Genomic DNA, 12,459 nt, shown 5'->3' with positions numbered 1-12,459 from the left:
GGAGCCCGGCCCGACCGGTATGCCAGCCGGCCAGCGTCGGCGCGGTCCGGCGGAGGATCGCGGGTGGCGGCCGGTCGCGGGTGACGGGGCCGGCGGTCAGAGCAGAGCGCTAGCCCACGGGCCCGAGGAGTCGGTTGAGCGGTATACCTGTGGGTCATATTTATGACTCACAGGTATACCGCTTGTCAGGGAAGGTGCTCAGGGTCAGCGGGCAGCCGGTGTGGCGGCGGTGAGACCGACCCGTGCGTCGTCGGCAGCGCCCGGAACAGCGGTGCTCGAATCGGCAGCGTCCGACTCGGCGGCGCTGGTCAACGGCCCGGCGGCAGCGGGCGCGGCGGCGGTAGTCGCCGCCGTGGCGGTCACGACTGTGGCACGGGCGCGGCGGGTACGACGCAGGGCCCGCACGGCGAACACCAGCGCGGCCAGCCAGCCGGCGGCCAGCACGGCGTAGAGCGCGGGGCGGACCGGACCGTCCAGCTCGGCGGAGCGGATCAGGGTGCGGGCGTTGGACAGCACGATCACGCCGCCGATCGCCGCGCCGAGCAGTTGGGCCGGGACGATGCGGACCAGCCAGGCGGCCAGCGGAGCGGCGATGAGCCCACCGATCAGCAGGGCGAGCACGGTGGGCAGCAGGAACCCTTCGGTGCCCAGCCCGATCAGGAAGCCGACGCTGGCGGCGCCCGCCACCACGAACTCGGCGGTGTCGACCGAGCCGATCACCTTGCGCGGCTCCAGGCGGCCGGAGACCAGCAGCGCCGGGGTGGCCACCGGGCCCCAACCTCCGCCGCCGGTGGCGTCGACGAAGCCCGCGACCAGGCCGAGCGGGCCGAGGAAGCGGCCGCGCAGCCGCCCGCCGATCCGGTCGGTACGCAGCGGTCGGGCGAAGCGGACCAGCAGGTACGCGCCGAGCGTGAAGAGGATGCCGGCCATCCACGGCGCGGCCGACTCGGTCGAGATCGAGCTGAGCAGGGTGGCGCCGGCGAACGCGCCGACCGCGCCGGGCAGCGCGATGCGGGACACCACCCGCCAGTCGACGTTGCCGAACCGCCAATGTGCCACGCCGGCGGCGAAGGTGGTGCCGATCTCGGCCAGGTGCACCGAGGCCGAGGCGGCGGCAGGCGCGACACCGACGACCAGCAGCAGAGTGGACGACGTCAGCCCGTATGCCATCCCGAGCGAGCCGTCGACCAGCTGCGCGGCGAGCCCGACCAGAGCGAGAACCAGCAGCTTGCGCACGAGCGCCCCCTGACTTTTCGGTATCTCCTATCGACTTGGTCGACAATGCGCCACGGAGGGGCCTGGGTCAAGGGTCTGATCGGTGGATGGGACGCTGGCGGGTCGGCACCAGGTGCGGGGCGAGGTCAGCGCCGGGAGCGGAGCGCAGCGCGGGTCGGCCGTCCCGAAGCGGGGTCAGATCCAGGCGCGCGGGTCGGCGGCGAGCTCGGTGACCCGGGCCGGCAACGTGCCGGCGGCCACGTCGGCGACGCTCACCAGTTCGAGGATCTCCCGCTCGCTGGCGCGCAGCGCGATCCAGACCTCCTGCAGGGCACGGGCCGGACCGTGGTAGCCGAGCTGCTCGGGGCGCTGCCCCCGCACGTGCGCCAGCGGCCCGTCGATCACCCGGATCACCTCTGCCAGGGAGATCTCCTCGGCCGGGCGAGCCAACCAGTAGCCGCCCTCCGGGCCGCGCTGGGCGTGCACGATGCCACCCCGACGCAGTTGCAGCAGGATGCTCTCCAGGAACTTCGGCGGGATCTCCTGCGCACGCGCGATCTGGTCGGCGGTGACCGGCCGCCCCTGCCCGGGGCCGCTGGCCGTCGCGGCGAGTTCGGCGGCCGCGCGGAGGGCGTAATCGACCCGGGCGGAGAGACGCATGCCGGCAAGGTTAGCCCGCAGCTCATCCGGCCGGGTCGGCGACCCTCGGCCGATCGGTCACGCATCGACGAATAGCCAATAACGTCGGATGCCGTGATCCACGACCCGGTGGGGCCCGGAAAGCTGATTCGGAGCGTCCTTATGCTGGGCGGGCAGTATGACTGCCGGAGCGGTTACGGGGGCTCGGGCAGGACGTTGATGAAAACCCGGTTCCACCCGGGGGGAGGGCACCACGATGACCGATGTCGCCACACGCACCTGGGACGGCATGACGATCCCGATCGCCGGCACCTACCGCCTCGATCAGGCGCACAAGCGGATCGGTTTCCTGTCCCGCCACATGATGGTGAGTCCCGTCCGCGGCGAGTTCGCCGAGGCGACCGCGGAGATCTTCGTGGCGGAGGATCCGCTGCGCTCCGGGGTGACCGCCACCATCCAGGCGGCGAGCATCTCCACCGGGAGCGTCGACCGGGACACCCACCTGAAAAGCGCCGACTTTCTCGACGTGGAGAGTTATCCCACGCTCGAATATCGAAGCACGGGAATCAACTGGCAGACCAACGAGGACCCGATTTTCCAATGGGCCCGCCTGCGAAACCACCGACTCGGTGGACGAGGCAGAAGTCACAATCCCCCGCCGCAGTCCGAGCCCGGTCGATTCGTGCTCACCGGTGAGTTGACGGTAAAGGGGATCACCCGCGCGGTGGACCTTCAGGTGAATTTCGGCGGCGCACGTCGTGATCCGTACGGGCAGAACATCTTCGGATTCAGCGCGACGGCCGAGATCAACCGGGAAGACTACGGCCTGCTCTGGAATGTGGCGCTGGAGAGCGGCGGCGTTCTGGTGGGAAAGACCGTGCAGATCGAGATCGCCGGCGAGGCCATCCACGAGGCGTGACGGGGCCGGCGGGTCAGGCGCCGACGCGGCGCAGCAGACCCTCCTGGACGGCGCTGGCGATCTGCCGGCCGTCGGTGGTGAACATCCGGCCGGTGGCCAGACCCCGCGCGCCGGACGCCGACGGGCTCCAGCAGTCGTAGAGGAACCACTCGTCGGCGCGGAACGGCCTGTGGAACCACAGCGCGTGGTCCAGGCTCGCGCCGACCACACCGCCCGGCCCCCACACCTCGCCGTGCACGGAGAGCACCGAGTCGAGCAGGGTGAGGTCCGAGGCGTACGTGAGCGCGCACGCGTGCAGCAGCGGGTCGTCGGGCAGCTTGCCGTCGATGCGCATCCAGACCCGCTGGTGCGGGTCGGCCGGCCGGTCGCCGGGGCGGACCCAGCCGGGCTCCCCCACGTAGCGGACGTCGATCGGGCGAGGGATCTGCCCCCAGATGCCCAGCCGCTCGGGGTAGCGGGAGAGCCGGTCGGACATCGTCGGCACGTCCTGCGGAGCGGGCACGTCAAGCGGCGCGGGGGCCTGGTGGTCCAGCCCCTCCTCGGTCCGCTGGAAGGACGCCGACATGAAGAAGATCGGCTTGTCGTGCTGGAGGGCGACCGCCCGGCGCACCGAGAAGGACCGGCCGTCGCGGATGTTCTCCACCTGGTACTCGATCGGCTCGACCGGGTCGCCGGGGCGGACGAAGTAGCCGTGCAGCGAGTGCACGAACCGCTCCGGGTCCACCGTGCGGCCGGCGGCGACCAGGGCCTGACCGGCAACCTGGCCGCCGTACACCCGTTGTGGGCCGACCGGGGGGCTCATCCCCCGGAAGGTCATGTCCCCGGTCGGATCGAGGTCCAGCACTTCCAGCAGCTGGTCGACCGCTGCCTGGCCGACCGCGACCCGACCGTCGCTCACTGCAGCGCCCGCGCCGACGCCGCGTCGACCAGCGAGCCGAGCTGGTGTACGCGCAGCGTGTTGGTCGAGCCGGGGGTGCCGGGCGGGCTGCCCGCCACGATCACCACGTAGTCACCGGGGTTGGCCCGGTCGAGACCGAGCAGCGCCTGGTCGACCTGGCGGAACATGTCGTCGGTGTGCTGCACGAACGGCATGAGGAAGGTCTCCACGCCCCAGGTCAGGGCGAGCTGGTCGCGCACCTCGGGGACCGGGGTGAACGCCAGCAGCGGCAGGTCACAGTGCAGGCGAGAGAGCCGCCGGACGGTGTCGCCGGTCTGCGAGAAGGCGACAAGCGCCTTGGCGTTGATGGCCCGGGCGATCGACGAGGCGGCCACGGTGAGCGCGCCGCCGTGGGTACGCGGGTCGTGCTGCAGCCGGGGCACGCCGATCGAGCCGGCCTCGGTGGTCGTCACGATCTTGGCCATGGTGCTGACGGTCAGCACCGGGTACTTGCCGACGCTGGTCTCGCCGGAGAGCATCACCGCGTCCGCGCCGTCGAGCACCGCGTTGGCCACGTCGGAGGCCTCCGCCCGGGTGGGACGGGAGTTCTCGATCATGGAGTCGAGCATCTGGGTGGCCACGATGACGGGCTTGGCGTTCTCCCGGCACAGCTGCACGGCCCGCTTCTGCACCAGCGGCACCTCGTCCAGCGGCATCTCCACGCCGAGGTCGCCGCGGGCGACCATGACACCGTCGAAGGCCAGCACGATGGCCTCCAGGTGCTCCACGGCCTCCGGCTTCTCGACCTTGGCCAGCACCGGGCGGTACACGCCCTCCTCGGCCATGATGTTGTGGACGAGCTTGATGTCCTCGGCGGAGCGCACGAAGGACAGGGCGACCAAGTCGACGCCGAGCCCAAGGGAGAAGCGCAGGTCCTCGGCGTCCTTGTCCGACATGGCTGGCACGCTGACCGCCACGTTTGGCAGCGACACGCCCTTGTTGTTCGAGACCGGGCCGCCCTCGGTGACCAGGCAGCGGATGTCGTTGCCGGTGACGTCGGTGACCTCGACGGCGACGCGGCCGTCGTCGATCAGCAGCCGGTCACCGGGCTTCACCTCGTGCGGCAGCTTCGTGTAGGTGCAGGAGACCCGCTCCTTGGTGCCGATGACGTCGTCGCCGGTGATCACGACGGAGTCACCGGTGCGCCACTCGTGCGGGCCGTCGGCGAACTTGCCGAGCCGGATCTTGGGGCCCTGCAGGTCGGCGAGGACGGCTACCGGCTTGCCGGCCGCCTCGGACGCCTCCCGGACCAGTCGGTAGACCGCCTCGTGGTCGGCGTGGCTGCCGTGGCTGAAGTTGAGCCTCGCCACGTTCATGCCGGCCTCGACGAGGCCCCGGATGCGCTCCGGGGACGAGGTGGCGGGACCAAGAGTGCAGACGATCTTCACGCGGCGTGTCACGCCCATCAGGCTAGTCTCTCCTTCAGGTCGGACTCGGGGCCGACCCCTTGCAGGCAGCGGAACAGGTGTCCAACAACGCGCGGTGCGCGTCGGACCGGCGGGCGGAACCGCACCGGGAACGTTGTGGCGACGGGCAACGGCGACCGCGCGCCGGGAATCGTACGCCTGTCGTGGCGGGCGGTGTCGGGGCGCTCCCGGCCCCGGCTCATTCCGGGTGCCCCGACGGGGGCAGAGTGGGCACGGCGGTGAGCAGGTCACGAGGGTCGTAGTGCCGCTTGGCCCGGCGCAGACGCGCCCAGTTCGCGCCGTACGCCAGCCGGACCCGTTCGGTCTCGGTCGGGGCGAGCAGGTTCGGATAGCCCCCGGGCAGGGCCAGCGGGGCGAGCTCCGCCGACGTGCGCTCGGCCCACGCGCGGTGCGGCGAGACGTCCCCGCCCGGCGGCCACGCCGCGATGATCTCGGTCAGCAGGTGCTCGGCGCGCAGCCCGAACGCCGTGTCGCCGAGCCGGACCCGGGTGGCCGCGCCGTGGAAGTGGTGCAGGGCCAGCGCGGAGAACGGCGAGGTGACCTGCCGGGCGGCGTCGACAAGCGCGTCCACCGCGCCGTCGGCGAGCGGGGACGGCAGCCAGCGGGTCCGCAGCAGATAGTGGTTTCCGTCGACCATTCCGCCGTCGAACATCCGCAACGCGTCCGCGTACGGCAGCGGGTCGACCTGGTCGACGAGCGGGGTGCCCAGCGCCCGCAGCCGGTCCAGCCACGGCCGCCCGGCGTCGAGGTCCGGGCCGCTGTAGAAGGGGCAGACGAAGACCACCGGTTCGCCTGCCGGGCCGGGCAGGAAACCGGCCATCACTGTCAACTCGTCCGGGGCGTCGGCGATCAGCGCCGCGTACCCGCGCAGTACGGCCGGCGCCTCGGCCAGCGCGAACATGATCATGCCGGCGAGCACGGCGGGCAGCCGGTGCGCCCGGTATCGCAGCTCGGTGACCACGCCGACGTTCCCGCCGCCGCCGCGCAGCGCCCAGTACAACTCGGCGTCGTGGCGCGGATCGGCGGTGACCCGACGACCGTCGGGGAGGACGACCTCCGCGCCGAGCAGGTTGTCCAGGGCCAGGCCGAACCGCCCGCAGAGCGGGCCGTACCCGCCGGCCAGGGTCAGCCCGGCCATGCCCACGTCCCGGACCACACCGGTGGGCACCACCAGGTCGTCCGGGGCGGCGGCGGCGAGCAGGTCGGCGGCGGTGGCACCGCCGGCCACCGTCACCGTGCCCCGGTCCGCGTCGACCCGGACCGTGCGCAGGCCGGTCAGGTCGAGCACCAGGCCACCGTCGCGCAGCGCCCGGCCGGCCCAGTCGTGGCCGCCGGAGCGAACCGACACCGGCAGGTGGCACCGGGCGGCGACGCGGATCGCCGCGGCCACCTCGTCGGCGTCCAGGCAGTGGGCGACCAGGGCGGGGGCACGGTCGACGGCGGCGTTCCACAGGCGGGTGGCGGTGTCGAAACCGGGTTCGCCCGGCTCGTGCAGGCGGTCGCCGAGCAGGGCGCGCAGCCGCGCGGCGGCGGACGCGACATCGGGGGTGGCGGCGGAGCTCATGGCGTCTCCTCGACCGGGTCCGGCCGATGACGCCGGGTGCGCCCCGACTGCGGTCCTCGGTGCGCGCGACCGTAGCACCGGCGGACGGCTGATCGCCGTCACCATCACGACACCCGTCGCTGAACCGACCGTCAGCTCTCGGCCTTGACCAGCGGAAACTCCAACGAGCCGGCCGGGCAGAGGAAGGTCAGCACGTCCACCCGGTAGAGGCCGGCCTGCACCGACGGGTCGGCCTCCAGCACGCTGCGCACGTCCTCGACGCTGCCCGTGCGGGCCAGCCCGAAGCCGATCGGAGGCTCCGGTTCACGGGCCGGGCCGTCCACCGAGCCGGCGACCAGGATGATCCCGCTGCGCTGCAACGCCTGCATGTGCTCGGTGTGCTCGGCCTGCAACCGCTGCACCGTCTCCGGCGGCAGCGCCCGTGCGGCCGCGCCGGGATAGAGCACGATGCACTCGTACGTGTCGAGCGCGAAGTCGACCTGCGGCGTTCCCGCCATGGTGCTCCCTCCGCCGTCGCGCCGGCACGCACCGGGCCGGCCGCCCGAGCCGGCGTCACCGGCACGCGCCCAGCGTCGCACGCCGACGACTGCGGTACCTGTCGCTCCGCGCAACTGGCCCCACCGCGGTGGGGATGATCGGGTCCGCCTCGCCCCGCCGCTGTGCCGGGTCGTCAGGGGCCGAGGTGGGCGTAGCCGGCCCACACCTCGGGTAGGTCGGGCATGCGGGCGCGGAGCCGGCGGACCGCCCGGTGCAGGGCCGCCGCCGCCCGGTCGGGTGCGATCCCGCCGGGAACCGCCAGACCGTCGTACACGTCGGCGCAGAGCCGCACGGTCAACGCGTCCGAAATGGACCAGAGCGCGCCGATGACCTGCCGGAAACCGGCGAGCTGGAACGCGGTGCCGAGGGTGAGCGCCTCGTCGGGCAGGGCCGCCCCGCCGCGTACCGTCTCGCAGGCGGAGAGGACGGCGAGCGCGGCCGGGTTGCCGGCGGGTCGCCACAGGTCCCTGACGTGCAGCGCGCCACCGGCCAACGCGAGCCGCCCCCACGCCGGGGCGTGCAGCTCCTGGGTGCCGTGGCAGCACAGGTGGACGACCGGCTGGTCGGGTAGCGCGGCCAGCACCGCCGCCGGGGTGGCCGCCGGGCCGAGCAGCGAACGAACCCGGGGCACATGCCGGCGGACGATCTTCTCCTCCCTCCCGACGCCGGGCAGGTCGGCCAGACCCGGGGTCTGCGGCATACCGACCACAAGCGCCGAGTCGACCGGTTCGGGTCGGGCCGGCACACCGCGCCGAGCGTGCGTCAGCGCCCGCAACGAGGCCGTGTACGACGGCACCACCCGGTCCAGAACCCCCTCGCCGCCGCCCAGCGGCGCGGCGGCGTGCAACGGCAGCAGGGTGAGCAGCCCGGTGGGGCACCACCACAGACGTGGCCAGTCCGGGTCGGAGGGCGCCGGATGGGGCAGGGCCGTGTCGAGCACCGGCGCCGCGACCGTCCGCCACAGCCAGTCCAGGGTGTCGCCGACGGTGGCCCGCGCCGCCTCATGGCGACGCTGCGTCTCCGACTCGGAGGCGTTCGCCGCCGCCGGGCCGGTGAGCACCGCGATCGCGGTGAGGAAGGCCGCCGTCCGGGTGACCAGCTCGGCAAGGGTCAGGTCGGGCAGGGGCACCGGGTCGACCCGACCGTCGACGACGACAAGCGCGTCGCAGCGCCGGGCGGCCACGTTGACAAGCACCACGGGACCACCCGCGGCGGCCTTGGCCAGCGTGGCGAACGGCGGCGGGCGGAGAAAGTCGGCGAACCCGGGCTGGTCGCGGATCTCGGTAAGCAGGTCGCGTCGGCGTACGGCGAGGTCGTACCGCCGCTCCGGCGCGGGCCCGGCCACGCCGACAGGTGACAGCGCACCGGCCGAGGGGACGGCGAAGTCGTCGAGGGCGCCCTGCACCTCGGCGAGCCGGGCGGCCAGCCGGGGTGCCCGTGCGCGCAGCGCGGCCAGGTCGGCGCCCGCGTCGTGGGCCCGGGTCAGCAGGACGCCCCGGCCGTACTCCAGCAGCTCGACAGCGCGCTCCGGCCGATCGAGGGCGATGGCGACCGCCGCCGCGTCGGTGGCCAGCCCGGAGAACAGCCCGAGCAGGCGGGCCTGGTCGTCGTGGTCCATGCCGTGCCAGGCCACCAGGTCGATCAGCTCGATCGTGTCGGCGTACCCGTCGAGTGCCGCCGCCAGATCACCGGCCGCGGCGGCGCGTGTCGCGTACCGCGCGGCAGTCCTGGCGCGCAGCAACGACGGCGCGGCCTCCACCTGGGCGGCGAGGCGCAGCGCCTCGGTCGCCTCGGCCGACGCCGCGGACCCGTCGGCCGAGGCGTCGGCGACCGCTTCGAGGGCGGTGGCGAGGTTGTTCAGGCACATGGTGCGGGCGGGATGCTCGTCGGCCAGCACGTCGACGGCCCCCCGGTACGCGGCCAGCATGGCGTCGGCGTCGGCCTCGGCGTGTCCCGCCTGGAACCGCAGCAGCAGCGCGCTGCCGAGGTTCGTGCGGATCCGGTGCCGATCGATGCCGGCCGATGGCCTGTCGTTCAACAGCTCCAACAGGTCGATCGCCTCGTCCAGTGCCGCCGGGTCGTCGCGCAGTCGATGCCGCAGCAGGTGGGCCAGGGCGAGGGTGGCGACCGTCTGGGCGTACTCGACCGGGCCGGCCTCCCGTTCGGCCAGATCGGCGGCCTCGCGCAGCGCGGCCACCGCGGCGTCGGAGTCCCGGGAGATGCCGGCCGCGACCTGCTCGGCGGGCTGGCCGCCGACGGGCAACGCGTCGTCCAGGAAGAGCTCGACCCGGCGGTTCAGGGCGGCGCCGTGGTTGGTAAGCGCCGGCAGCCGGTCCGGGTGACCCGGTGGGGTGGTGTCGGTCACCTGCGCCAGCACCTGGACGGCCTCGGTCAGGGTCGCGAGCTGCTGGGTCGAGGCGAACAGCGCCTGCAGCACCAGGCCGAGGTTCGAGCGGTACCGGGGCAGGAGCGTGGCGTCCGGCGCGGCGGCGGCCACGGCGGCCCGCAGCGCGACCGCGGCCGGCTCCAGCAACGCCGGTTCCCCGGCCTGGTCGGAGAGTTCCCGCAGGGTGTTGCCGAGGCTGTTGAGCACCTGGTGGCGCAGCGGGTCGGTACGGGGCAACAGCCGTTCCGCCTCGGTCAGCGCGTCCCGACCGGCGCGCAGCGCGCCCACGCCGCCCAGGTCGGCGTGGCCGGCGGCGAGCGCGTGGCCGAGGTCGGCGAGCCGGCGCGCCCGCCTCTCGGGGTTCGGGGCGGCGGCCACGCCGTCGCGCAGCAGCCGTACCGCCTCGGTGACGTCGTCGGGGCGTCGCCGCCGCTCGTAGCGGGTCACCAGCAGGCTGGCCAGGGCGTGGCGCGGCTCGTCGCGGTCCGTTCCGCTGGGGGTTGGCCCGGCACCGAGCGTCGCCCGGTAGGCGTCGATCGCCGCGTCGAGGTCGACCGGGTCGCCATTGGCCTGGTGCCGTTCGGCAAGCAGAGCGGCGAGCCCGACCTGGGCGCTGCCGGCCAGCTCCGGATCGAGCCCGCCGAACCCGGTCAGCGCCGACCGGTACGCCTCGATGGCGGCATCCCGGTCGGCCGGGGTCCGGTCGCGCAGGAACCGCTCGGCGAGCGCGGTGCCGCGCAGCGCGGCGACGCGGGGGTCGTCGCTGTCCCGGGCCGCGCCGAGGACGTCGACCGCCTCGTCGAGGTCGCTCGGCCGCCCGTGCAGCCGCCACCTGTCGCGCAGCCGCTGGCCGAGGTTCATTCGCGCCATCGTGCGTACCGGCGTGCCCGTGGCGGCGGCCCGGACGGCGTCGCGCAGCGACGTGATCGACTCGTCAAGCGCGGCCGGGTCGCGGTCGACGTCGTACGTGTCGCCCAGGACGTTGCCGAGGTTGAAATACCGCACCGGACGTTCCGGGTCCCCGACCGCGGTGGCCTCCAGGCTCTCCCGGTGTGCCGCGACTGCCGCCGGGAGAGCCCGCCGCCGGCCGAGGTGCTGAAACTGGTCGCGGTGGACCTTGCCGAGGGCGGACAGGAAGTGCACCCGCTCCGGTGCCCCCGGCGGCGTACCCGAAAGCGCCTGACGCAGCAGCGATTCGGCCTGGTCGGCCGCCCGGTAGTCGCGGCTGGTCTCGGCGGCGGCCATCAGCAGGACCGCCTCGACGTAGTAGGCGCTGGCGGCGTCCGCGCCCGGGCCGGCCGAGCGTGGACCGGGCCGGGCCGGCGCGCCTGCGGGTGGGGCGCCGGCGTCCGGCGAGCGATGGGCGTGCAGCAGGGCCTGCATCGCCGGCGGGACCCGCTCGGGGGCGAAGCGCAGCAGGAACTCGGTGAGCCCGAGCGCCTGGGCGAGGTCGTCGGCGTCCTCCCCGGAGGGCAGCAGGTGGTAGCGGAACCAGTGCAGGCTGGCCAGGAGGAACACGCCCTCGGCGACCCGTTCGGGCAGCGGCCCGTCCGTGGGCGTGGCGGTCACCAGGTCGATGACCGCCTCGGCGTCGCGGATCGCGCCGGAGTCGAGGACCGCCCGGGGGTCGCGGGTGGCCTCGAAGCGGTCCAGCCGCTCTTTCAGGTGACTGACCGGGTCGGGTCTGAACCGTCGCCACATCGCGCCTCCCCCGGCCGGCCGCGCCGACTCGGATCAGGCGTAGCAGACCGGACAGGACGGACGCCAGAGCCTGTGTCAAAGTCCTCGGTCGACCCGGTGGGGGCATGACGGGCGTTTTCCGGGGGATGATCACGAGGTGGTGGGTTGTCCTTCCCCCCGCCGCGACGAAGACGATTGGGGATGCGCGTATGGCGACCGACATCAGCAAGCAGCCCGCGAAGGCGTCCGGCACGTACCGGATCGGGGGCGACGTCACCGTCAACCGGCTCGGTTACGGGGCGATGCAGATCACCGGGCCGGGCGTCTGGGGTGATCCGAAGGACCCGGCCGAGGCGCTGCGCGTGCTGCGCCGGGCGGTCGAGCTGGGCGTGACGTTCATCGACACCGCCGACTCGTACGGCCCGTTCGTGTCCGAGATGCTGATCCGCGAGGCTCTGCACCCGTACGCCGACGACCTGGTCATCGCGACCAAGGCGGGGCTGACCCGCTCCGGCCCGGGCGACTGGCGTCCGGTGGGCCGCCCGGAGTACCTGCGTCAGCAGTGTGAGCTGAGCCTGCGTCACCTGGGTCTGGACAGCATCCCGCTCTACCAGCTGCACCGGATCGACCCGCAGGTGCCGCTGGCCGACCAGTTGGGTGAGCTGGCCCTGTTGCGGCAGGAGGGCAAGATCCGCCACATCGGGCTGTCCGAGGTGAGCGTCGAGCAGATCGAGCAGGCCCGCGCGATCACCACGATCGCCTCGGTGCAGAACCTGTACAACCTCGCCAACCGCAGCGCCGAGGACGTCCTGGAGTACTGCGAGCGCAACGACCTCGCGTTCATCCCGTGGTTCCCGATCGCCACCGGCGAGCTGGCCCGACCGGGCGGCCCGCTGGACGCGATCTCCACCGGGCACGGGGCGACGCCCGCGCAGCTGGCGCTGGCCTGGCTGCTGCGCCGCTCGCCGGTGATGCTGCCGATCCCCGGCACGTCCTCGGTGGCGCACCTGGAGGAGAACGTGGCCGCGGCCGACGTGCGGCTCACCGACGACGAGTTCGAGTCGCTGGCCAAGGCGAGCTGAGCGTGGCCGTGGGGGGGGGGGGGGGGGGGGGGCGCCGCCCCCCGCGGACACCCACGGGGGGTGGGAAACAAAA

Annotated in this window: 9 protein-coding genes; 2 read left to right on the top strand and 7 right to left on the bottom strand. The window is 73.7% G+C overall.

Translation table 11 applies throughout. The features are described 5' to 3' along the window. Window positions 1-204 precede the first annotated feature (204 nt). Together ACLQ26_RS03075 and ACLQ26_RS03070 are read right to left on the bottom strand one after the other, a co-directional pair. Window positions 205-1,236: a sulfite exporter TauE/SafE family protein gene (locus ACLQ26_RS03075; RefSeq protein ID WP_425742993.1), complete on the bottom strand. Its 1,032-nt coding sequence runs from the start codon at window positions 1,234-1,236 to the stop codon at window positions 205-207. 174 nt (window positions 1,237-1,410) lie between these two features. Next, window positions 1,411-1,875: an RrF2 family transcriptional regulator gene (locus ACLQ26_RS03070; RefSeq protein ID WP_425742992.1), complete on the bottom strand. Its 465-nt coding sequence runs from the start codon at window positions 1,873-1,875 to the stop codon at window positions 1,411-1,413. Between the two features lie 235 nt (window positions 1,876-2,110). Here ACLQ26_RS03070 and ACLQ26_RS03065 point away from each other — a divergent pair, with 235 nt between their 5' ends. Beyond that, a complete protein-coding gene (locus tag ACLQ26_RS03065; protein ID WP_425742991.1) occupies window positions 2,111-2,773 on the top strand; it encodes a YceI family protein in 663 nt (220 codons plus the stop codon). 13 nt (window positions 2,774-2,786) lie between these two features. On the opposite strand, the gene ACLQ26_RS03060 is transcribed toward ACLQ26_RS03065, so the two are convergent. From ACLQ26_RS03060 to ACLQ26_RS03040, 5 genes are all read right to left on the bottom strand, one after another. After that, window positions 2,787-3,671, bottom strand: coding sequence for an acyl-CoA thioesterase (locus ACLQ26_RS03060; protein WP_358111271.1), 885 nt, complete (start codon window positions 3,669-3,671; stop codon window positions 2,787-2,789). Further along, complete coding sequence (pyk, locus tag ACLQ26_RS03055; RefSeq protein WP_425742990.1) at window positions 3,668-5,116, bottom strand: pyruvate kinase; 1,449 nt, start codon at window positions 5,114-5,116, stop codon at window positions 3,668-3,670. The genes ACLQ26_RS03060 and pyk overlap by 4 nt, the downstream gene beginning before the upstream one ends. 199 nt (window positions 5,117-5,315) lie before the next feature. Beyond that, window positions 5,316-6,701, bottom strand: coding sequence for an FAD-binding oxidoreductase (locus tag ACLQ26_RS03050; RefSeq protein WP_425742989.1), 1,386 nt, complete (start codon window positions 6,699-6,701; stop codon window positions 5,316-5,318). Between the two features lie 131 nt (window positions 6,702-6,832). Continuing rightward, on the bottom strand, window positions 6,833-7,198 hold the full coding sequence (locus tag ACLQ26_RS03045; RefSeq protein WP_393297472.1) for a YciI family protein: 366 nt from the start codon (window positions 7,196-7,198) through the stop codon (window positions 6,833-6,835). Between the two features lie 173 nt (window positions 7,199-7,371). Then, window positions 7,372-11,325, bottom strand: a complete 3,954-nt coding sequence (locus ACLQ26_RS03040) for a CHAT domain-containing protein (protein ID WP_425742988.1) — start codon at window positions 11,323-11,325, stop codon at window positions 7,372-7,374. A 188-nt stretch (window positions 11,326-11,513) separates the two neighbouring features. Between ACLQ26_RS03040 and ACLQ26_RS03035 the strand changes: the two genes are divergently transcribed. Beyond that, window positions 11,514-12,386 (top strand): aldo/keto reductase, encoded by an 873-nt coding sequence (locus ACLQ26_RS03035; RefSeq protein WP_363688757.1) that lies wholly within the window; start codon window positions 11,514-11,516, stop codon window positions 12,384-12,386. The last annotated feature ends 73 nt before the right edge of the window (window positions 12,387-12,459 follow it).

This window comes from Micromonospora sp. DT43 (genome assembly GCF_049841645.1).
In the GTDB taxonomy this organism is placed as follows: Bacteria; Actinomycetota; Actinomycetes; order Mycobacteriales; family Micromonosporaceae; genus Micromonospora.
Note: the sequence above shows the minus strand (reverse complement) of the source record. Positions and strands in the feature narration are given on the sequence as shown.

Coding starts and splice junctions, on each gene's coding strand:
- ACLQ26_RS03070 (WP_425742992.1), bottom strand. CDS start 1,875: ATGCGTCTCTCCGCCCGGGTCGATTACGCCCTCCGCGCGGCCGCCGAA.
- ACLQ26_RS03065 (WP_425742991.1), top strand. CDS start 2,111: ATGACCGATGTCGCCACACGCACCTGGGACGGCATGACGATCCCGATC.
- pyk (WP_425742990.1), bottom strand. CDS start 5,116: ATGGGCGTGACACGCCGCGTGAAGATCGTCTGCACTCTTGGTCCCGCC.
- ACLQ26_RS03050 (WP_425742989.1), bottom strand. CDS start 6,701: ATGAGCTCCGCCGCCACCCCCGATGTCGCGTCCGCCGCCGCGCGGCTG.
- ACLQ26_RS03045 (WP_393297472.1), bottom strand. CDS start 7,198: ATGGCGGGAACGCCGCAGGTCGACTTCGCGCTCGACACGTACGAGTGC.
- ACLQ26_RS03040 (WP_425742988.1), bottom strand. CDS start 11,325: ATGTGGCGACGGTTCAGACCCGACCCGGTCAGTCACCTGAAAGAGCGG.
- ACLQ26_RS03035 (WP_363688757.1), top strand. CDS start 11,514: ATGGCGACCGACATCAGCAAGCAGCCCGCGAAGGCGTCCGGCACGTAC.